Here is a 20,960-nt window from a genome sequence, read left to right on the forward strand (position 1 = left end):
CATTTCCCCAGTCCCTCAAAGCCCATTGCCAATTAAAATGAACGGTGCCCAGTAGTAGGGATGATTTAACTTCGAGGTTTGTGTTTGGGGAATGGTCTGAGCAGTGACTATTCCTCGTGCTTCACCGAAGGCGCGATGATTTCCGGTAATTAAGGCGATTTGTGCTTGGCGTAAGGCTTCGGCTTTGGAGATGTTGCCTTTTTGTAAGATGCTGTAAAACCCATTAATCAAAACTTGCGTGCCACCGTCTGAAACGGGCCAAAGTGAGGCTATTGCTGCTCTCGCGCCTGTGCGTTGCATTTGGAAACCAAAACCGAGGATTTCTTCTCCATTTCCTAACTTTCCGCCTACACCAGTTTCGCAAGCACTCAGTACGATTAAATCTACTTTGGGTAATGACCAAGATTCTACATCGCGGAGAGTGGCGCGATCGCTAATTTCCCTCTGCAATGCCAAAGCTTGCTGGCGATATTCCTGCGCCGTTTGATTTTGTCCTAACTTTTCATAAATTGCGCTAATACTGTTAAGAATTGCCACTCGCTCCGGCTTTTGATATGGTATTCTCAACCGCCGGAAATATTCTTCTTGCCCAAATTGACGGATCAGATGTTCTTGTGTTAAATAGTATCCTCTATTTTTGGGATCGCGGGCGAAGGCCAAAGCTTGCTGATAAGCTTCTAAAGCAGCTTGGTATTGTCGTAAATTAAAGCTATCTTTAACACATATTTTATCCAACATTATACAGATGAATTATGAATAAAATTGTGATAAGCTCCTCTCCTGTCCAAGTGGTTGGGAGAAAAGCGGTGAGAGGATTAAATCGTTTGTGGATTGGAATTATAGTCGCACTATTTGGATTAATTACCTATTGCACTAGCACAGTACAAAACCCCATCACTGGAGAAAATCAACGCATTCAACTTTCACCACGTCAAGAAATTGCGTTAGGTTTACAAGCACGACAACAAATGGCAGCTAAACATGGTGGTTTATATCCTAACAGCTTGCTACAACAATATGTCAAGCAGGTAGGGGAAAAAGTAGTCAGAGAATCAGATGCTTCTAAATCTCCTTATCCTTTTGAATTTTATTTATTACGAGATCCTAAAACAATTAACGCTTTTGCATTACCAGGAGGACAAGTTTTTATTACTGCTGCTTTGTTAAGTCGTTTGTCTTCCGAAGCGCAACTTGCAGGGGTTTTAGGACATGAAGTTGGTCATGTTGTAGCACGTCATGGTGCAGAACATTTAGCGAAACAACAGTTAGGTGCAACTTTAGTTACTGCGGTGGGAGTAGCAGCAAGTGATAGCGAACAACGGGCTAGACAAGCGCAAGTTTTAGCTCAAGCTGTGAATCAATTAGTAAGTTTAAGATATGGTAGAGATGATGAGTTGGAAAGCGATCGCTTAGGCTTTCGTTTTATGACCCAAGCTGGTTACAATCCCCAAGGAATTGTCCAATTAATGCAAATACTTGGCTCAACTCGTCAAGGTGGTCAACCTCCAGAATTTTTAAGCACTCACCCTAACCCAGAAAACCGCGTAGAACGTCTAAAAGAACTGATTTCTCAACAATATCCTAATGGCATTCCCCCACAATTAGAATCAGGAAAAGAGAATTTTGCTAAATACGTAAAACCTCGTTTGACAGGAGGGTGAGGAATTGGGGATTGGGAGTTCCAAATCCACCTCAGTTGCACCAAAATTTAAAGGGAATATAACTAGAAACTTGCGTTTTAAATAAACCGATCGCACCAATTACGGAAGAACTAGTGTTTCTACGTCAGGTTTTTGGAATTGAGCGATCGAGTTTTGCGCGTCCTTGTAGCAGCTAGAGTTTCCTTGCTCCAAACAGAGTTTAGCACTTTTCTGAAAATCTGCGATCGCTGCTGGTTTATTTTTTAGATCTCGGTAAGATAAACCTCGATAGAAATTTCACTTTTAAGTAAAGTAATAGTCCGAGGTTCACTTTACAGATGGCTACTTAATTCTGATGAAATTAAATGCCTTAAATAGTTATTCGGAGTCTCTCTAAGCCGATCCGGTAAAAAGATGAATTTGTTTGAAAGCAGGGGAAATAGGAGATAGCGATCGGTTAAGGCGGTTAAAACCGCAACTATACAAACAAAGTCCGCCTACGCGGACTTCTAACCTGGGTCGGCGGTTTTGTCTGTATAGCCTGCGACTAAAGTCGCAGGGGCATCTTTTCAAATATCCTCTACGCGATCGTCACCTCTTCCGACAAATAAACATCTTGAATTGCATGAAACAATTTAACACCTTCCTCAAAAGGACGTTGAAATGTTTTCCGACCAGAAATTAAACCACAACCACCAGCACGTTTGTTAATTACTGCAGTGCGAACAGCTTCGGCAAAATCATTTTTACTAGAAGCGCCACCAGAATTAATTAAACCTGCTCTGCCACAATAACAATTGAGCACTTGATAGCGAGTTAGATCGATCGGATGATCGGAAGTTAAATCTGTGTAAACTCGTTTATCAGTCTTCCCGTAAGTCTTCGCCATTGCTTGCGACACTGCTTGATAACCGTTATTACATTCAGGTAATTTCTGCTTAATAATATCGGCTTCAATTGTCACCCCTAAATGGTTGGCTTGTCCGGTTAAATCTGCGGCAAGATGATAATCTTTATCCTGTTTAAAGGCATTATTTCGCAAATAACACCAGAGAATTGTCGCCATTCCTAATTCATGGGCACGAGCAAAAGCTTTACTTACTTCTTGAATTTGTCGGGTTGATTGTTCGGAACCAAAGTAAATTGTTGCGCCCACTGCTACCGCCCCTAAATTCCAAGCTTGTTCGACGGAAGCAAACATTACTTGGTCAAATTGATTGGGAAATGTCAGTAATTCGTTGTGATTTATTTTCACAATGAACGGGATTTTATGGGCATATTTACGGGACATCATCCCCAAAACACCGAGAGTAGTAGCAACTGCATTACATCCGCCTTCAATTGCTAATTTGATGATGTTTTCTGGGTCAAAATAAATTGGATTTGGTGCAAAAGAAGCGCCAGCAGAGTGTTCAATTCCTTGGTCTACAGGCAAGATAGAAATATAACCAGTGTTGGCAAGACGACCTGTAGAATACAATTGTTGCAGACTGCGGAGAACTTGGGGATTGCGATCGGTCCCGGCAAAAATGCGATCGACCCAATCCGGCCCAGGTAAATGTAACAAATCCTGAGAAACTTTCGCTTTATAATTGAGGAGGTCTTCTGTCTCTTCTCCCAGCAAAGACTCTAGAAAACTGGGTACAGATAATGTCGCTGTCATAACGCTTTCCTCAAGACTTCTATTTCTGATTGTGGCTATGTTTTAGATTAACTTATGTCTCTCTTAAGACAGAGTATAGATAGTTTTTTTTTCCGATTTTAAGTAATACAGAGAATATCATCAGAGCTAAAATGATACAAATCTGTAGGGGCGGGAGGGGCCAAAACCTTTGAATGCCCAGCAATCAGATTGAAGTCAAAACCCGCTCCAACAAAGCATCTGGAGCAAACATTTTGGTAATCGACATAAGCTGTTGCGGAGTTCAGGTGAGAAAACTTGTGGCTAAAGCTAAAGATAAAAATCAAAAATCGCCCAATATAAAGAGGAGAGTTTTATGAAAAAACGCCTGGTTGTCTGTTGTGACGGTACTTGGAACGAACTGAGAAGCTCTTACCCGACAAATGTCGTAAAATTAGCTCAATCAGTAAAATATATTGCTGACGATGGAACCCCACAAATTGTATTTTATCAACAAGGACTAGGCACAGAAGACAGTAGTCTTTGGCAAACTTTAGGCGGAGGAGCTTTTGGCTGGGGAATTGACAAATTAATTCAGGATGCCTATCGTTTTTTATGTGTTAATTACAATACCCAAGCCGAAGATGAAATTTATTTGTTTGGCTTTAGTCGAGGCGCATATATTGTTCGTTGTTTAGCGGGGATGATTTATTGTTCGGGTTTATTACATCGCGAACACATTCGGAAAACCCCTAAAGCGTATAAAATTTACCGCGATCGCCAAATCCATCCCGACGATCAAGAAGCGAAAGATTTTCGGAAAAATTACGCTAAATCTGCTAAATCTAAGCAGACTTCTGAGCAACCATTCTATATGGAGAATCGAGTCCCAATCAAAATGTTGGGTTGCTGGGATACTGTTGGAGCATTAGGTATGCCCGATATAATTCCTTGGTTGCCTATAGAGAAAATGATTAATCAAAAATATCTGTTCTACGATGCTAAACTTAGTCCAATTGTGGAAAATGCTTTTCAAGCAGTTGCTATTGATGAAAAACGCAAAAGTTTTCCTTCAACCAGAATGGATAAGAATAGCAAAAATCCCAACCAAAGGGTAGAAGAAGTCTGGTTTATCGGCGAGCATGGTTGTGTAGGCGGTGGAACTAAAGGTTATCAAGGTTTATCCGATTGTGCTTTAGCCTGGATGATAGAAAGAGCCAAGGAAGTGGAATTAGAATGCGATCGAAGCAAAATCGAGCGTGACTTTGATTCAGAAGGAAAAACGACAAGATTTGGGATTTATCCTGAACCATTAATCGATTTTGACAATAGTCTTACCTTTCCTTTTATCTTAGGAGGGGAGGAATGGCGACGGATTCGCGGAACCCATATTAAGGTTCATTCCAGTATCAGACAACGCTTAAACACTCGCTTCGATTATTTGCCAGAAAATCTCCAAGAATTTATCGACCTGCTCAATAAATAACTTTTTCTGTTTGTTGTAAGCGCTTGAGCGCTATTCCCACTCAAGTGGGAACAACGAACTTTTTCTGTTTGTTGTAAGCGCTTGAGCGCTATTCCCACTCAAGTGGGAACAACGAACTTTTTCTGTTTGTTGTAAGCGCTTGAGCGCTATTCCCACTCAAGTGGGAACAACGAACTTTTTCTGTTTGTTGTAAGCGCTTGAGCGCTATTCCCACTCAAGTGGGAACAACGAACTTTTTCTGTTTGTTGTAAGCGCTTGAGCGCTATTCCCACTCAAGTGGGAACAACGAACTTTTTCTGTTTGTTGTAAGCGCTTGAGCGCTATTCCCACTCAAGTGGGAACAACGAACTTTTTCTGTTTGTTGTAAGCGCTTGAGCGCTATTCCCACTCAAGTGGGAACAACGAACTTTTTCTGTTTGTTGTAAGCGCTTGAGCGCTATTCCCACTCAAGTGGGAACAACGAACTTTTTCTGTTTGTTGTAAGCGCTTGAGCGCTACTCCCACTCAAGTGGGAACAACGAACAAAGGTTTGTTGTAAGCGCTTGAGCGCTACTCCCACTCAAGTGGGAACAACGAACAAAGGTTTGTTGTAAGCGCTTGAGCGCTATTCCCACTCAAGTGGGAACAACGAACTTTTTCTGTTTGTTGTAAGCGCTTGAGCGCTATTCCCACTCAAGTGGGAACAACGAACTTTTTCTGTTTGTTGTAAGCGCTTGAGCGCTACTCCCACTCAAGTGGGAACAACGAACAAAAGTTTGTTGTAAGCGCTTGAGCGCTACTCCCACTCAAGTGGGAACAACGAACAAAGGTTTGTTGTAAGCGCTTGAGCGCTACTCCCACTCAAGTGGGAACAACGAACTTTTTTGCTTATGCTTCTACTGTTGTGTGTAGCTTTTTGTTCAACCAAATTTTTTCTCTTGCGTGAATATAACGCGGATCTGGGTTGATTGCGATCGCTCTTTCATAAGATTCGATCGCATTTCCATAAGCTTGCATTTCTGCTAACAATAACCCCCGATTAAACCATGCTTGATGATAATCTGGTTTAATCGCTACAGCTTTGTCGTAAGAGAATAATGCTTCTGCATAACGTTTCATCCCACAAAAAGCATTTCCTCGGTTATTCCACGCTTGGCAATAATTCGGATTAATCGCTATTGCTTTCTCAAAAGCTGCTAAAGCTTCGCCATATTTTTCATTTTCACACAACGCGCAACCATGACCATCCCAAAATTCCGGGTTTTGTTCGTTCTGCTCAAAAATGTTCATAATATTTGGGTAAATTTCCATTCTTACAGTTCCATTGTGGAAAATCTTTTCCGATTCATGGGGTGCGGTTTTTTCACCTACAAATGTTCGGGGATTGGGGATTGGGGACTAGGGACTGGGGACTGGGAAAGAATTAAGTTTAATATTAAATCAAGTTCCTAGTTATTAATTTTGGGTAAACTTATGGTTTGTCCTGTGCGTCAAAACCGGAAAAATTGGCTCTCTCGTACATAAAGTGACAAGTAAACATGATTAATTGATGCAATGCTTGATTTATCAGGAATCCCAGTCCCTAGTCCCCAGTCCCCAATCCCCGCCATGACTGATGCTTTTGTTACTTTGGGAGTTGCAGATTTTCCCAAGGTAATTGATTTTTATCGGAAGTTATTTAATCAGGAACCTCAACCTTACATCCCTAATGTTTATGGTGAATTTCGGTTGACTGGTGGGTTACGTTTGGGGATTTTTCAACCGAAAACGCAGCATTCTGCGGAGTTTAGTAACTCCCATCAAAGTGGGATGAGTTTGTGTTTGGAGGTGGAAAGTTTGTCGAGTGCGATCGCACATCTCACCGCATTAGGATACCCACCACCAGGGGAAATTACTACTGCTTCTCATGGTAGGGAAATTTATGCTTATGACCCTGCTGGTAATCGCTTAATTCTTCATCAATCAAACCGTTAGTTAGCTTTGATAAATTAACTTAGCAAAGCTATAAATGCTAATAATCAACAACAAAAATGCTACTACTTGAGTTAACCTGGGATAGGTTGAAGGTGCCATCGACTCCCTAACTATTACTGATACAGATGAGCAAATTACATAACTTAAGCTTAAAGCTAAATAACCCCAGATTTCAGTAATTCCCCAAAGTCCCAGTAAAGCTATTGCTAAAAGTAGCATAATTACCTCTACAAACCTGGGAGGATCGGATTGAGTAGAAGAAAATAAACTATTACACCAAAATTGCCAAAGACGCATATCGACTTTTAATTTTAAATTTTGATTTTTCTAAAAATCGGTTAGTAGTTAGTTGTGGCTAAATAGTCAAAACTAACCACTAACAATTAATTTTATTCAAGCTGCGAAGTTATTGAGTAACTTCTAAACCGAACACCCGATTAAAAACTTTTTCCACCTTATAACCTGAATCAATTGATTCTAAAGGATCTTTCCGTAAACGGTGACGCAAACATAAGCGAATTATTCGGCGAATGTCATCAACCGTTACTTGTGTTCTTCCTTCAAAAGCTGCTAGTGCTTTAGCGGCGCGATTAGTTACAATATCACCACGCAAGCCATCAACATCTAATTCAGAACACACTTCTGAGATTTTTACCCGCAAATCATAGTCAATTTCTACTGATGGTAATAAATCTTTGGCTTTGAGCAATTTTTGTTGCAAAGCTTCTTGTTCTTGGATGTATTTTTCGGTAAATTTTGGTGGATCTTGGTCAAATTCTGCTCTTTGTTCCACAATTTGAACTCGCAGTGCAGGTTCTTTAACTGTGCGAATTTCGGCGTGCATTCCAAAACGATCGAGCAACTGCGGACGCAACTCCCCTTCTTCGGGGTTTCCTGAACCTACCAAAACAAAACGTGCTGGATGTCGAATGGAAATTCCTTCCCTTTCCACAGTGTTCCATCCCGAAGCCGCTGAGTCCAGCAAAACGTCTACTAAGTGATCGTCCAACAAGTTGACTTCATCAACGTAGAGGATACCACGATTAGCTTTAGCTAATAATCCTGGTTCAAAGGCTTTCACACCTTCCGAAAGTGCTTTTTCAATGTCGATCGTACCGCAAACCCGGTCTTCCGTTGCCCCTAAAGGCAAATCAACCATCGTTACCTTTTTCTTAGCTACGGGAATGGACGCTTGTTGCGCTATGCGTTCCCGTACCGCATCACTCATGAGATCGGGATCTTCAGGATGGCTGTTGAAAGGATCGTCAGCTACCACCTCGATCTCTGGGAGTAAGTCAGCCAAGGCGCGAATCGTGGTAGATTTACCAGTACCGCGATCGCCCATAATCATCACACCGCCAATGTAAGGGTCAATTACATTTAATAGCAGTGCCAATTTCATCTCTTCTTGACCAACAATAGCCGTAAACGGGAAAACTACCCGTCTCGTGGCTGGTTTAATATTATTTGTGCTCGCTGTAGCAGTCAGACTCAACGCGGTTCCCTCAAAAGTGCTCAATTTGTCATTCTGAGATCTTGCACCAAGAGGCGGAGCCTCTGTTTCTCGTTCCCAGGTTGAACCTGGGAACGAGGATCAAAGGAGGTTCTACCTCCATTGCTGCCAGATCTGTGGGTCATTTGTCATGCGTCATTGGTCATTTGTGATTTGTGAAGGAGATAATTTTTTAGATGAATCTTTGGCAAATTGCATCATTTGTCCTTTGTTATAACCAATGACAAATGACTAATGACCAATGACAAATGACCAATGACCCAATCGTTTTTCATTGTGCCACAGAGTATCGACCATCAAACTTTAACTTCGGTTGGTTTCTCGATCGAGCTTTGTCGGATGATTATCTAGTTGTTCTTGGGCGTTATTTGATTGGTTATTAGCTGGGAAATGGTTCCACCCTGGCATTATCGAGGTGGGATCTGATTCTGTGGTGGGTACAACGGCAGTTTTTTCGTTAAAATCAGCTTCTATCGGGATGGGATTGAGTTTAGAACGATCGATCGAATGGAGATCGGTCAGTACAGCTAAAGCCGACTGATAGCGATCGCTAAAATGATACTGCACCATCCGATCCAAAATTAGGGCTAACTCCTCGCTAATCCTAGCTAAATGTCGCCAATTCAAATTCCCCGTTTCCAGATCTTGCAGTAACAATAAATCATGGGGTTGAATTCCTGTCAGTGCTTGAATACAAATCATTCCCAATGCGTAAAGGTCGCTTGCTGGGCGCGGATGTCCCACTAATTGTTCTGGGGGCGCATATCCCCTCGTACCGATCGCTACCGTTTGACTTTCCGTTTTCCCACCTTCTGTTGGTAACATTTGTTTCACAGCACCAAAATCAATTAACACTAATTTTTCATCTGAAGTCCGTCTAATAATATTTCCCGGTTTCAGATCCCGGTGAATTACATGATGTTGATGAATAAAATCTAAAATCGGCAAAATATTTTCTAGTAAATCGAACACTTTCGTTTCTTCCCACCGCCGATCCACATACAATTCTTCACTCAGCGCGTTTCCGGGAATATATTCTTCTACTAAATAGAACTCGCCTTCTTTTTCGATATAATCCATCAGTGCCGGAATTTGCTCGTGCTGCCCTAACACTTCTAAAATTCTCGCTTCAGTTTGAAATAAACGCCGCGCTACTTCTAAAAATTTAGTATCTCTTCTGGCTGGCATTAAATGTTTAACTACACAAATTGGATTGTCTGGAATTTGCAAATCTTTGGCTAAATACGTCCTGCCAAAACCACCTTGACCCAAAATTTTAATAATTTGATAACGCTCACTAAATTGGGCCGAAATTGCACTAATATTTTTGGCAGAGGAGATCGGGACAGTCGCCGCAGTTGTTGCGGTTTCAGTAGTCTGAGAATTTGGTTGATTATTGGTAAGATTACCTTTATACATGGTGGATAAAAGGGCAATTGTTTCTTCTCGTTCTTTTACCCAATTGAGCATTTTTTCTCGTTCTTGGTGCATTCGGTAAGCAGCAATTACTACTACTGTTCCGCCAGTAGTCACCATACTTAATGCGGCTGGAACTAAAGGCACCCATCCAGAATCCAACCAAAAACCATAGCAAACGCTACTTAAAACCCCAAAAGCGGCAATTCCCGAAATTCCCAAAACCAGGGGATGACGGAGTTTCCAAGCACCCACGCCGCCAATTATTGCCCAACTCCAAATCCATAAACCTTCTACCCAATTAGGCCAATACCAGGGTAAAGTACGACCATCTAAAACTGCACTAATAATTTGATTGACAATTTGAGCATGAACTACCACTCCTGCCATTTTATGTTGTTGGGTTTGGGCAGCGCTATAAGGTGTATAAAATGCGTCGTCAATGCTGCCAGCTACGGCACCGATCAACACGACGCGATCGCGTATCCATTCCTCTGGCACTTGCTGATTTAAAACTTGTGTCAGGGTGACTTGTCGCGCTACATTTTCCTCTGCATCATATTTGAGCAAAATTTGATAACCACCCACATCTACGCCTTGATAACCACCCGCATTAGCATCTAACGGCTGAAAAACTACAGGCTTAATTTTTGTTCCCTTTGCCGCTGTTTTGCGGCTGCGAAATCCTAAATCTCCCTGTGATGTTGCTTTGAAAGGTTCTATACCTTCAAAGGCAAGATATCTACTGGCTAATTGGTAACTAAAAGCCGAAAATGTGGTGCATTTTCCCTGTTCTTTTCTGGCAAATAATAAGGCTCTGCGGATTACCCCATCTGTGTCAATTATTAAGTCGCTGAAGCCTACTTGTTTGGGAGATAATGCTTTCGGAGGTGCGACTCCGGGACTGTTGGAGTCACTTTGTTTACAAATGGCTACTAAGCGATCGCTTTTCTGTAAATATTTCACTAACTTATCGTGTCCCGGTGCTACTGGTAAATCTCGGTATATATCTAAACCAATTACACGCGGTTTATGTTTTTCCAGTAAGCTAAGTAACTGAGCCATTTTCCCATCAGGAATCGGCCATTGTCCCAGGTTTTGAATATCTTGTTCGGTGACAGCTACTACTAATAAACGTGGGTCAGTTTTTTTTGCTTCCTCCGATTCTACATTAGTCGATCGCGTGGCAAATCGCACAAACTGATCGTAAGTTCCTAACTCCAACGCCTCGATTTTTAATGCTAACCGCATTCGAGGTAACGAAAGAGTCACCCCTTGTCGTAACCCAAGTATCAATGCTGTTACACCAATACTTGCCAAAATTACGGGTTTATAGCTGATTGGCGAATTGTTGGGACGTTGCCAATAAGACAATAAGTGACTTAATTTACCAGAAAGTTTAGCTAGCACTGTGATTTGGTGCAAAAAGGGTGAGAGCGAACCGAATAGACGGGAAAATTTAACTCCAAAATATACCTTTGGACTTACATCCTAGCGCAGTGGAGCAGGTGACTGCTTGGGCGGGGTTAGCATTGGTTCAGGTTGGGGAGTAGCGTTTGTTACTGGATTTTTGACTGTACCATTGGGCATAATGGTGGCTTTAAAAGTAGCACCCGTAAAGTCTGCACCTGTAGTTCCAGTAAATTTGGCTCTGAACAAATTAGTATCCGTGAGATTGGCGTAACTGAGGTCTGCACCACTCAAATTAGCACCAATTAGTACGGCTAGGGTAAGATTAGCACCTCTAAGAGTAGCATAGCTCAAGTTAGCACCAGCTAGCGTACTATTTCTCAAATTAACATTGCTTAAATCGGCTCCACTCAGATTCGCATTACTCAGATCCAAATTACTCAGATTTTCTCCGCTTAAGTCACACCCGGAACATTCTTTTGTGTTTAATAGTCGTTCTACTGGGTCGATTTCTTGTGCCCAAGTCCCTAATCCTAAAATTAAGGAGGTTAACAAGGATACAGTGAAGAAAATGTTTCTGTTCATAAGCAAAATTCCCATTTAGCTGATAATAGCAGTCTATTGATTTTAGATTGGCGATTGGCGATTGGCGATTAAAAAAAACTCCCATCTCAAGGGCTGTTTAAAATTTGCTTGGGTGGAAAAAGTGACCTGATTAAAGGCGATCGCTAAATCAAAAATATTACAAAAAAACCATTTTAAATAATTTTCCTAATCCTTGACAAATTACCATTAAAGATGCAATTAATGTTTAACAACTGCAAATTTTCTGAATAAAATCACAGCAAATTAGGGGTGAATCAAATGACTTTCGCTATTTTTAATGAACAAACTTACTTGGCAAATAATGCTGATGTTAGAGCGGCAGTTTCCCAAGGATTTTTTGCTTCAGGATTGCAACATTTTCAATTAATTGGTTTAGGGGAAGGTCGGACTGCTGTATCATCTTCTTGGGATGAACAAAGATATTTAAATGCTAACCCCGATGTCAGAGCAGCTGTAAATAGCAGAGCGTTTTCGTCAGGTTTACAACATTTTATTTTGTTTGGAGAAACCGAACGGCGACCCGGTGCCTCCATAGTAGAGCCGACACCGGGATTTAACGAAAACTATTACTATGGACTATATCCTAATGTGTCGCGGGCAGTACTTTTAGGACAATTTAGTTCCGCAATTGCTCAATACAATCGTGAGGGCAGATTTCAAGGATATACACCTTTCTTTTCGGGAACTAGAGGTAGTGATATTATTACCGGACTGGGGCCTTCAGGAACTGCCATAGTAGGTATTAGTGTAGATATTAATGCCAGAGTTACAGGTAGTCCAGATCCAATTCCTACAAGTTTAGGAACAGGCGAAGTAGATGTTTTAATTGGTAATAGCGGATCGGATAGATTTGGCGTAGGTTTTGGCAGAAGTAGATCTAACTCAACAATTCAAAGGTTTTATCTTGGTCAAGGAAATAACGATTATGCTTACATCGTTGGTTTTGAATCAGGAAAAGATATTCTGCAATTAGCAGGTTCACCAAATGACTATACTACTACTACAGGTGCGTTTGGTGTCACAGGAAATCGCACTAGCGGTCTGAGTATTTTCTATTTAGGAGATTTGGTTGCAGCTGTGGAGGGCGTAAATTCTCTACAAGTTGCTCAACAAGATAGTGGTGCGGGATTTTTCCTTTTGACATGAACTACCCCGCCGTATGGACGGACGGGGTGTAGGGTGTGGGCGTTAGGGGGTAGGAGGTAGGGAAAAGAGTCAGGTTTAAAGGGGAAAAGTTCTCCATCGCTTTCCCTACACCCTAACCCCTACCCCCTACCCCCTAGTCCCGGAAGCAATTATCTTTGAATCGGTGGTGCTTGAATTGGTCCTGGAGTAACTGAGGGTGGAAAATCCGATCGAGTTGGCGGGAAAGGTTGATTTGGTCTGTTTCTAGCTTCTGGACTATTACGAATATCGCGGCGGATATCATTTAATGAGTCACCGGAAGCAAGACGATTTCTCCAAGTTCTTAATCCGCTAGAATCAACATCACGACCTAAGATTTCCCGGTAGATTTGATTGATTTGTGTTCTTGCTTCGTCGCTGTTAGCAATTCGAGAGCGAACATCGCTAACAGAAGTACCATCTCTTAAGACATTAGACCAAGTTCTATAACCTTCTGAATCAGGTTCACGACCTAAAACTTCCCGGTAAATTCGGCGAATGTCTTCTTGATAATAGTTGTTGCCGCGACTACCAAAACGATCGCGATCGTTGCGGTCATTGTAGCGATCTCTAGATCGGTCATTGTAGCGATCGCTGTAGCGATCGCCAAATCGACCTTCCAGATCGCTTCCTCGCAAATTCGCATTATCAAAAATTGCATTGCGGGTAATCGCATCTCTCAGATTTGCATTTCCTAAATCCGCACCTCTGAGGTTAGCATCTCTTAAATTAGCGCCTGTGAGATTAGCATTTCTCAGGTCAGCATCTTCCAAATCCGCACCTTGTAAATCGGCATTTCTTAAATCGCGACCTCTGAGATCTGCACCTCTCAAGTCACAGTTGCGACAACTACCAGTATTAATCAATCTGCGGACATCTCGAAAATCTTGGGCTTGTGCAGAATAGGATAATCCCAAGGTGGAAAGTAACAAACTAGCTGTGAGAATTTGTAGTTTCATTTTAAGCGATCTCAAACTAAAACAAGTGTTCTTTAATGCAGGACTTACGCAGGGTGGCTCAAAAACCCGGTTTGGAGTGTTAACCTTGCCGATCCAAACCCACGATTTTGGATAGAAACCGGGTTTTTCTGCGTAAATCCTATCATGAATGAATAAATGGAATTTGCTGGCTCCTCAGAGTGGAGTTTATTTTAGACCCCGAGGAGGAGCTTGGATTGACGGTGAGAAAGTAGAACCATTATTTCTTCTGCTGGGTATTGAATAATCTATTGTGGGTGAATTATTTCTTGCAGGTGAATACCTCCTTGTAGGTTGCTGATAGTTTTGGGCGGGTAAACTTCTTTGAGAAGGAGTTCTCTGAGATGGTGAAAAGTTAGCAGGTGGGAAGCTTCTATTGGGATAAGTCACTGTGGGTACAATGTTTCTGGGGAAAGTTTGGACGGGTACAGAATAATTTCTCCCAGGTAAGCTTCTTGTCGGTGGGTAAACAGTTCTGGGTGGTATGTACCTTCCGGGTTGTACATTGTTGAAAAATGGATTGTACGCTGGGTAACGTCTATTTCTGAAAGAACGAGCTTCGGGACTATTTTCAATGTCGCGCCGCACTTCTGATAAACTCGCACCAGAAGCTAAACGATTTGTCCAAGTTCTAATTCCTTCTCGATCGGCATCTCTACCTAGTACTTCTCGGTAAATTTGATTAATTCTCGCGACTGCTTCATCACTGCGAGCAATATCACGTCGGATGTCGCGCAAAGAGTCTCCGCTTCTGCGTTCTCCTAACCAAGTTCTTAACCCTCTATAATCAGGTTCACGTCCGAGAACTTCGCGGTAGATATCACCGATTCGATCGACCGAATAGTAATAGTTGTATTCTCGACGATAGGGCCGTCCGTAGTAGCGATCGTCATCATCATAATAGCGATCGCCATAATAGCGATCGTCATAATAGCGATAACCCAAAAAGTTAGGATTGTAGTAATCGTCGTAGTAATCGCCAAAAAACAGACCCCAAGACCAATAAAGTGGGTTGACATAATATGGCTGAATACCAAATCGAATGTACAACTGTTTGGCGTTGGCACTGGGTAAGCTAGAATTTGACAAATCCACTTTGATTGGTTTGGCATTAGCTACTGTCTGTTTGGCATTTTCTATAGTTTCGGCAGACAATGGCTCGCTTAATCCTAAACCAATGATAATGGTAGTAGTTGTTATAGTTTTTAAGTTCATTTGACTGTTCTCTAGTTACTGATATACTTTTTGGTGAAAAAGTTCCGGTTGTTGACATAATAGCTGCTCCCGCTATTGCTCACAGTTAATATCGTCAGAACCAGACAGTAAAGACTTTCGTTGTACTCTATAAATTTAGGATGACAATTTGATCTGACTGTTGTCATCCTTCTTTAGTTCCCTTTGCATGGTTGATATTATGACTGGTAATTTCATTCTGGCATAAATATAAATAAGGGCTAGAGTAACCCAGCCCTTTAAGCACCCAGATGGAATTTACCAAGAAAATTGGGTTTAAAGCCCCGTCCTTGCAGGACGGCTTTGATGGCGTTATAATATTTTGCGTAGGAGTTATTCACGCAAATGATCGCTTTAGAATTTAAAGTAGAGGGCAAAACAACTCAATATGCAGCCATTGATGAGGCGATAAGAACGGCTCAATTTATCCGCAACAAAGCCATTCGTCATTGGATGGACAATAAAAATGTAGGACAAAAAGAGTTGTATCGTCTAAGCAAGGCTATTAGGCATGAGTTCCCTTTTGCTAATGCTCTAAATTCTAGTGCTTGCCAAGCCTCTATAGAAAGGGCTTATAGCTCAATATCTCGGTTTTATGACAACTGCAAAAAGAAGGTTTCGGGAAAGAAAGGTTATCCACAATTCCAGAAAAACTGTCGCTCAGTTGAGTATAAAACTTCTGGTTGGTCGCTTTCGGAAACTAGGAAACAAATCACATTCACCGACAAAAAGGGAATTGGCAAGTTAAGACTAAAAGGGACGTGGGACTTAAACTTCTATCAAATAGAACAGATAAAACGAGTTAGGTTGGTGCGTCGTGCTGACGGGTATTATGCTCAATTTCTAATTACTTTAGATAACAAGGTAGAAACAAATCCAACAGGTAAAGCTACTGGTTTAGATGTGGGATTGAAAGAATTCTACACAGACAGCAACGGGCATAGTGAACCTAATCCCAGATTTTATCGAACAGGTGAGAAACGCTTAAAGTTTAGACAAAAGCGGGTTTCTCGTAAAAATATTGGCTCTGCCAATCGGAAAAAAGCCATTAATAGATTAGGGCGAGTACACCTCAAAATAAGTAGGCAACGTGAAGAACACGCCAAAAGAGTGGCGCGTTGCGTAGCTCAATCTAACGATTTGATTGCCTACGAAGATTTGAGGATAAAGAACTTGGTCAAGAATCATTGTCTCAGCCTTTCTATTAATGATGCAGGTTGGTATCAATTTAGAAAATGGTTGGAGTATTTTGGGGTGAAGTTTGGCAAGATAACTATTGCAGTTAATCCGCGACTAACTTCCCAAGAATGCTCTTGCTGCGGCGCAATAGTCAAAAAGTCTCTGTCAACCAGAACCCATGTCTGTAAATGTGGATTTGTATTAGATAGGGATTGGAACGCGGCAATCAATATTCTAAAAGTAGCCTTGAGTACGGTAGGGCATACCGGAACTTGGATCTTAGACTTCGGCGTGAGCGCTCAGTCGAACGATCTGAACGCTTCAGGAGATTTGGTCTCTACTTTGGCTGGAGCAATCCTGTCAAAGCAAGCTGAGTCTGTGAATGAAGAATCACCGTGCCTTTAGGCTCGGTGAGTGTCAAATCCATCCCATTTGTAATCACAACCTTATTTTGACTACTGGCAAAACTTGCTCAGTAGGAAATTCTGACTTTGCCAGAGTTAATTAGCCTGTAATTCCTATTCTGTCATGGGATTAGTTGTGAGTGAAAACTAAGGTCTAGGAGCAAAATAAAAGTTTACAAATCTAGCCAATTGGCGATCGCATCTGTAGATTTAACGATGTGCATTCCCGCCTCAGCGAACTTTTGATATGCTGCATCTGCTTGTTCTGTAAAATCAATTACTCCCGGAATAACTACTGGGGAGGTACAATCTTCCAATAAGTAGACTTTTTTGGCTTTTTTCGCGTCTTGTGCCTTAATTTCTGTCAGCAAGTCCTCTACAGTCCAAGCAACGCAGTGACTTTTCGCTTGTCCTGCAACTATTACCGCATCAAACTCCAAAAGTTGCTTAATTAAATTAACATTTTTCTGGGCAATCGGTTGACCATTAGTATCTTCTAAAACTTCGGCGCGTAAGACTGAGTAATTTTCCGTTAAAGGGTTGTTACCTTTTAGCTCAAAAATCGTTTGACTACACCTAGCAATATTGTGGAAAAATAACGCTTCTTCCACTGCGGAAACTAAGGCGTGACCAATACCACCTAACATAGAATGATAAGGCCAAACTGTTAAAGGATATTTGCCATCGCCGCTAAGTTTTTTTACGTAGTGAAAGGCGTGTTGTTGTAATTTTTCGTAATCGTTATCTGCTATGTTGTAAGCGACTGCTGGGTTAACTTGCCAAACTCCGGCTTTGACATCATCTAAAGTAATAATTGTTGCTGCTGGTGTGGGGTGTTCGCCTGCTGCATTTACCCAAAATATCGGATGAAAAATTTGCATGGCGGTATGGGTATCCATTGTGGGTGCGATCGAACTAATTACACCCAAATTCCGGTAAATAAATTCGCATAATCTAATATTATCTTCAACTGCGCCTTTACCAGAACGCCCACCCACAAATAATTCAAACTCAGGAATACAAAATGTATTTTGGGGATCGATAATTAATAAACAAATCCGCTTTTTATCATCTAATGCAGGGGGAATATTATGTTGTTTCGCCCAACTTTTTGCTTCTGCTGCTCTTTCTTGGTAAGGTACTCGCCAAACTTCCCCTACTTTGCTAGCATCAAAGTGCGCCGGAATCGGTAACTCTTTGGTTATTTCTGTTGTTCTCATCTCACTATCTCCTATTTATTAATATTAACGCAAATTCCTAACTAATGTCGCTTTAATCCTCGCTGAATTGCAGTTATTTATGTCAAATTCCATAGCTTTTTTTGAGCCAATCTTGGTCATTTTCACTAATAAGTCCTGGTAAAAAGTCCTGGTTTTCTATTTGTTCCCAAGTATAGGAAATTTCTGCTGGAAAAGCTTGTATTCCGATATCTGTTTCCTCAACTGCTAAATCAACTCCATCTAGGTAAGCTTTTTTTATCGCTTCATCTAAGTAAGGCTTTAAACTAGGATTTTGTTGCAGTAAATCAGTAATTTTTCGGCGCTGTTCCCGAATTGTTCTAAGCCAACTTTTAGACCTTTTATTGGGTTGATATTCCCATTTTAATAACTGTCCAATTAGAACTCCTAGACGATTAACTAATTCTCGTTTTTCCTGTTTACCCAAAGATTCTATTTCCTCAATCAAATTGTCAATATCTAGATTATTTAGGTCACGCTGACGTAATAACTGAACTTGTTTTTGAGTCCAAGCATAAAAGTCAGTTTCGTATAGGTCGATCGGTGGAAGGTTCATAGTTTCTTCCTCAGAGGGCTTTAATTCGATTGTTATTTATTAACTTTAACTGGTTTCAGATTATCCAATTTTAACTCGAAGTCTGGCGGAACACAAAAAATACTATTTGATTCAGCATTACCAAAAAGGTTTTCGGGATTTCCTAAATAGTTATTTGGGTTATAAATTGGGATTTTATGCCAATACAATTTGTAACCACACTCAGCCAAAAAATTTACTAAACTTTTATCATTTTTAGGTTGGTAGTTAATATAAAGAATTGGCTTCAACGCTTTAATTGTGTTAATTGCACCTTGTAAAACAGCCAACTCCATTCCGGCAACATCTATTTTAATTAACCGACAGCGCGGCAAATTTAAACTATCAAGCGTAATAGTCTGGGCAACTTCACTTTCCCCCTCTTCACTAATATCTAATTTACTAAAATCATGAGGTTTGCTATAATCCAATACAGGCAGGTTTATCGCAGAAAATGTATCGCTAACTGCCACATTATAAACGTAAGTATTAGTAATACTATTTAGTGCTAAATTAGCACAAAGATTTTGAAAAATCACTCTTTGCGGTTCAAAAGCTAAAACTGTTCCTTGTTTTCCAACTGCTTGAGCTAAATAAACCGTATGACTTCCAATATTTGCACCAACTTCTACTACTAAATCTTCAGGTTTAATGATTTGTTGTAACAGTTCAATCTCGCCTTCTTTATATTCGCCGTAAGCTGACAAAGATTTGCCTACTTCCAAATCGTTAATATTATAAAGTAAAACTCCGTGACGGCATTTTTTCAAGTTGTTAAATCCATTAGCAGGAAGTAAACTTTGTTCAGGTAATTTATTTTCCATCGCTTTATTTTTTAATTGATTAACCAATTTTTCTAACTCAAAAGCTACTCTTTGAAATACCGGATGCCAATCTCCTAATTTAGTTTGGCGAAACAAGCGTAAAGTTGGATACCAGGGATTATTTTCTCCTTCTAACATCCATCGCCAATCAGCTACTTTTGATAATACAACCCATACAGTTTTGCCCATTGCGCCAGCTAAATGTGCAACTGATGTATCTACACATATTACCAAATCTAGCTGGCTTATCACATCCGCAGTATCAGCAAAATCATTAATTTTTTCGCCAATGTCTTGAATCTTCCCGGTTAAATTTAACGCTGTTAACTCCTGCGCTTTCGTACCTTTTTGTAAACTATAAAAAGTAATGCCTGGAATCTCTAAAAGTGGGAGAAAATGTAGTAAACTACAAGAACGATTATGATCGTTTGGATTCCCTGGATTTCCCGCCCAAACTATACCAATTTTAAGATTGATGTCTCGGGCTGATTCTAAAATAATCGAAGATGTTTTTGGGGGAAATAAATAGGGAATATTTGTCGGAATTGTTTCGGCGGTAGTCCCCATCAGATAGGGTAAACTCATTGTGGGCGCACAATAATCATATTTAACTGTTGTTCCCGAAGTTACTATTTGCTCAATGCCTGAAACAGTTTTAAATAATCGGTATAATTCTTGATAGCAAGCTAATGTTATATGTGCGCCTTGTTGAGCAATTAAAGGGGCGTACCGGATAAAATGAATGTTATCGCCAAAACCTTGTTCGCAAAGGAGGAGAATTTTTTTGCCTTGTAAATCTCCACTCTGCCAAAGTGGTTCTAAGGAAGTAATTTTGCGATATTTTTTAGTATACCAGCGCCATTCATACTCCGCAAATCCACTGGCAAATTCTCCAATTATTAATAAATAGATGCCTAAATTTCTATGGGCTTCGGCAAAGTTGGGATCTAAGGTTAAGATATACTGTAGTTTGGCGATCGCTTCCTCTACTTTACCTTGATCTTTGAGCGCATTAGCATAGTTATAATGTGCTTGCACGTAGTTAGGATTTAATTCTAAAGCTTTTTCGTAACAAGCGATCGCTTTCTCAACTTCACCTTGAGTTAGCAATACATTACCCAAGTTATTATAAGCATCAATATAATTGGGGTTTAAAGCTAAAGATTTTTTATAACAAGCAATAGCTTTTTCTAAATTATTCTCCTCTTCAAAAGCGTTACCTAAATTGTTGTGTGCTTCTGCATATTCAGGTTTTAATTTAATTGCTTGTTCGTAGCAATTAATCGCTTCTGCCAGATAACCTTCTTCTTGCAAAATCAACCCTAAGTTATTATGAACTTCGGGAAAGTTAGGTTTCAAAGAAATGGTTTTTTGGTAATGACTTTTCGCTGTTGCTAAATCACCTTTAGCTTTGCAAGCATTACCCAAATTATAATAAGCTTCCGGGTATTTAGGATTGAGGGTGACAGCTTTTTGATATGCTGCGATCGCATTCTCTAACTGATTCTTCGCCAAAAAGCAATTACCCAAATTGTTATGTACTTCGGCTAAATTGGGATTTAAGTTAATGGCTTTTTGGTAATAAGTAATTGCTTTGTCTAAATTACCATTAATTGCCCAAAGATTAGCTAGATTTTTGTAAGCTTCCCAATCTTGAGGATTTAATTCAATAGACTTTTGGTAAAAAGCGATCGCCTCAGCAAAACTATTTTCCATCTTACC

16 protein-coding genes and 1 pseudogene are annotated in these 20,960 nt (G+C 40.6%); 5 read left to right on the forward strand and 12 right to left on the reverse strand.

Features of this window, described 5'->3' with window-relative positions; all coding sequences use genetic code 11:
- Positions 1 to 15: 15 nt before the first annotated feature.
- Positions 16 to 432 (reverse strand): annotated as a pseudogene (locus ACE1CI_RS27390) (CHAT domain-containing protein); the annotation flags it as partial.
- A 320-nt stretch (positions 433 to 752) separates the two neighbouring features.
- Between ACE1CI_RS27390 and ACE1CI_RS27395 the strand changes: the two are divergent.
- Positions 753 to 1,661 carry a M48 family metalloprotease gene (locus ACE1CI_RS27395; protein WP_413265350.1) on the forward strand — a complete coding sequence of 303 codons (909 nt, stop codon included), beginning with the start codon at positions 753 to 755 and terminating at the stop codon, positions 1,659 to 1,661.
- Positions 1,662 to 2,220: 559 nt separating this feature from the next.
- Here ACE1CI_RS27395 and ACE1CI_RS27400 read toward each other — a convergent pair.
- Positions 2,221 to 3,303 carry a class I fructose-bisphosphate aldolase gene (locus tag ACE1CI_RS27400; protein ID WP_413265351.1) on the reverse strand — a complete coding sequence of 361 codons (1,083 nt, stop codon included), beginning with the start codon at positions 3,301 to 3,303 and terminating at the stop codon, positions 2,221 to 2,223.
- A 334-nt stretch (positions 3,304 to 3,637) separates the two neighbouring features.
- Between ACE1CI_RS27400 and ACE1CI_RS27405 the strand changes: the two genes are divergently transcribed.
- On the forward strand, positions 3,638 to 4,747 hold the full coding sequence (locus ACE1CI_RS27405) for a T6SS phospholipase effector Tle1-like catalytic domain-containing protein (RefSeq protein WP_413265352.1): 1,110 nt from the start codon (positions 3,638 to 3,640) through the stop codon (positions 4,745 to 4,747).
- 867 nt (positions 4,748 to 5,614) lie between these two features.
- On the opposite strand, the gene ACE1CI_RS27410 is transcribed toward ACE1CI_RS27405, so the two are convergent.
- Complete coding sequence (locus tag ACE1CI_RS27410) at positions 5,615 to 6,037, reverse strand: tetratricopeptide repeat protein (RefSeq protein ID WP_496615864.1); 423 nt, start codon at positions 6,035 to 6,037, stop codon at positions 5,615 to 5,617.
- Between the two features lie 243 nt (positions 6,038 to 6,280).
- On the opposite strand from ACE1CI_RS27410, the gene ACE1CI_RS27415 reads away from it, so the two are divergent.
- A complete protein-coding gene (locus ACE1CI_RS27415) occupies positions 6,281 to 6,700 on the forward strand; it encodes a VOC family protein (RefSeq protein WP_496615865.1) in 420 nt (139 codons plus the stop codon).
- Here the strand turns inward: ACE1CI_RS27415 and ACE1CI_RS27420 are convergent, their stop codons facing one another.
- The 4 genes from ACE1CI_RS27420 to ACE1CI_RS27435 form a co-directional block, all read right to left on the reverse strand.
- On the reverse strand, positions 6,701 to 6,997 hold the full coding sequence (locus ACE1CI_RS27420; RefSeq protein ID WP_413263428.1) for a hypothetical protein: 297 nt from the start codon (positions 6,995 to 6,997) through the stop codon (positions 6,701 to 6,703).
- A 109-nt stretch (positions 6,998 to 7,106) separates the two neighbouring features.
- Positions 7,107 to 8,195 (reverse strand): magnesium chelatase ATPase subunit I, encoded by a 1,089-nt coding sequence (bchI, locus tag ACE1CI_RS27425; RefSeq protein WP_413263429.1) that lies wholly within the window; start codon positions 8,193 to 8,195, stop codon positions 7,107 to 7,109.
- A 321-nt stretch (positions 8,196 to 8,516) separates the two neighbouring features.
- Complete coding sequence (locus ACE1CI_RS27430; RefSeq protein WP_413263430.1) at positions 8,517 to 11,039, reverse strand: CHASE2 domain-containing protein; 2,523 nt, start codon at positions 11,037 to 11,039, stop codon at positions 8,517 to 8,519.
- An 81-nt stretch (positions 11,040 to 11,120) separates the two neighbouring features.
- A complete protein-coding gene (locus tag ACE1CI_RS27435; RefSeq protein WP_413263431.1) occupies positions 11,121 to 11,624 on the reverse strand; it encodes a pentapeptide repeat-containing protein in 504 nt (167 codons plus the stop codon).
- A 279-nt stretch (positions 11,625 to 11,903) separates the two neighbouring features.
- On the opposite strand from ACE1CI_RS27435, the gene ACE1CI_RS27440 reads away from it, so the two are divergent.
- The gene (locus ACE1CI_RS27440; protein ID WP_413263432.1) at positions 11,904 to 12,791 is read left to right on the forward strand and encodes a hypothetical protein; all 888 of its coding nucleotides are present in this window, start codon (positions 11,904 to 11,906) and stop codon (positions 12,789 to 12,791) included.
- Positions 12,792 to 12,940: 149 nt separating this feature from the next.
- Here ACE1CI_RS27440 and ACE1CI_RS27445 read toward each other — a convergent pair whose 3' ends face one another.
- Positions 12,941 to 13,768: a pentapeptide repeat-containing protein gene (locus ACE1CI_RS27445; protein ID WP_413263433.1), complete on the reverse strand. Its 828-nt coding sequence runs from the start codon at positions 13,766 to 13,768 to the stop codon at positions 12,941 to 12,943.
- A 186-nt stretch (positions 13,769 to 13,954) separates the two neighbouring features.
- Entirely contained in the window at positions 13,955 to 15,001 is a 1,047-nt protein-coding gene (locus ACE1CI_RS27450) for a DUF4214 domain-containing protein (RefSeq protein ID WP_413263434.1), read from the reverse strand.
- 363 nt (positions 15,002 to 15,364) lie between these two features.
- On the opposite strand from ACE1CI_RS27450, the gene ACE1CI_RS27455 reads away from it, so the two are divergent.
- Positions 15,365 to 16,603 (forward strand): RNA-guided endonuclease InsQ/TnpB family protein, encoded by a 1,239-nt coding sequence (locus tag ACE1CI_RS27455; RefSeq protein ID WP_413263435.1) that lies wholly within the window; start codon positions 15,365 to 15,367, stop codon positions 16,601 to 16,603.
- Between the two features lie 172 nt (positions 16,604 to 16,775).
- On the opposite strand, the gene ACE1CI_RS27460 is transcribed toward ACE1CI_RS27455, so the two are convergent.
- From ACE1CI_RS27460 to ACE1CI_RS27470, 3 genes are all read right to left on the reverse strand, one after another.
- Positions 16,776 to 17,822: a cysteine hydrolase family protein gene (locus ACE1CI_RS27460; protein WP_413263436.1), complete on the reverse strand. Its 1,047-nt coding sequence runs from the start codon at positions 17,820 to 17,822 to the stop codon at positions 16,776 to 16,778.
- Between the two features lie 82 nt (positions 17,823 to 17,904).
- Positions 17,905 to 18,396: a DUF29 domain-containing protein gene (locus tag ACE1CI_RS27465; RefSeq protein ID WP_413263437.1), complete on the reverse strand. Its 492-nt coding sequence runs from the start codon at positions 18,394 to 18,396 to the stop codon at positions 17,905 to 17,907.
- Positions 18,397 to 18,428: 32 nt separating this feature from the next.
- A complete protein-coding gene (locus tag ACE1CI_RS27470; protein ID WP_413263438.1) occupies positions 18,429 to 20,954 on the reverse strand; it encodes an FkbM family methyltransferase in 2,526 nt (841 codons plus the stop codon).
- Between the last annotated feature and the right edge of the window lie 6 nt (positions 20,955 to 20,960).

This window comes from Floridaenema flaviceps BLCC-F50 (assembly GCF_041929275.2).
Lineage (GTDB): Bacteria > Cyanobacteriota > Cyanobacteriia > Cyanobacteriales > Aerosakkonemataceae > Floridanema > Floridanema flaviceps.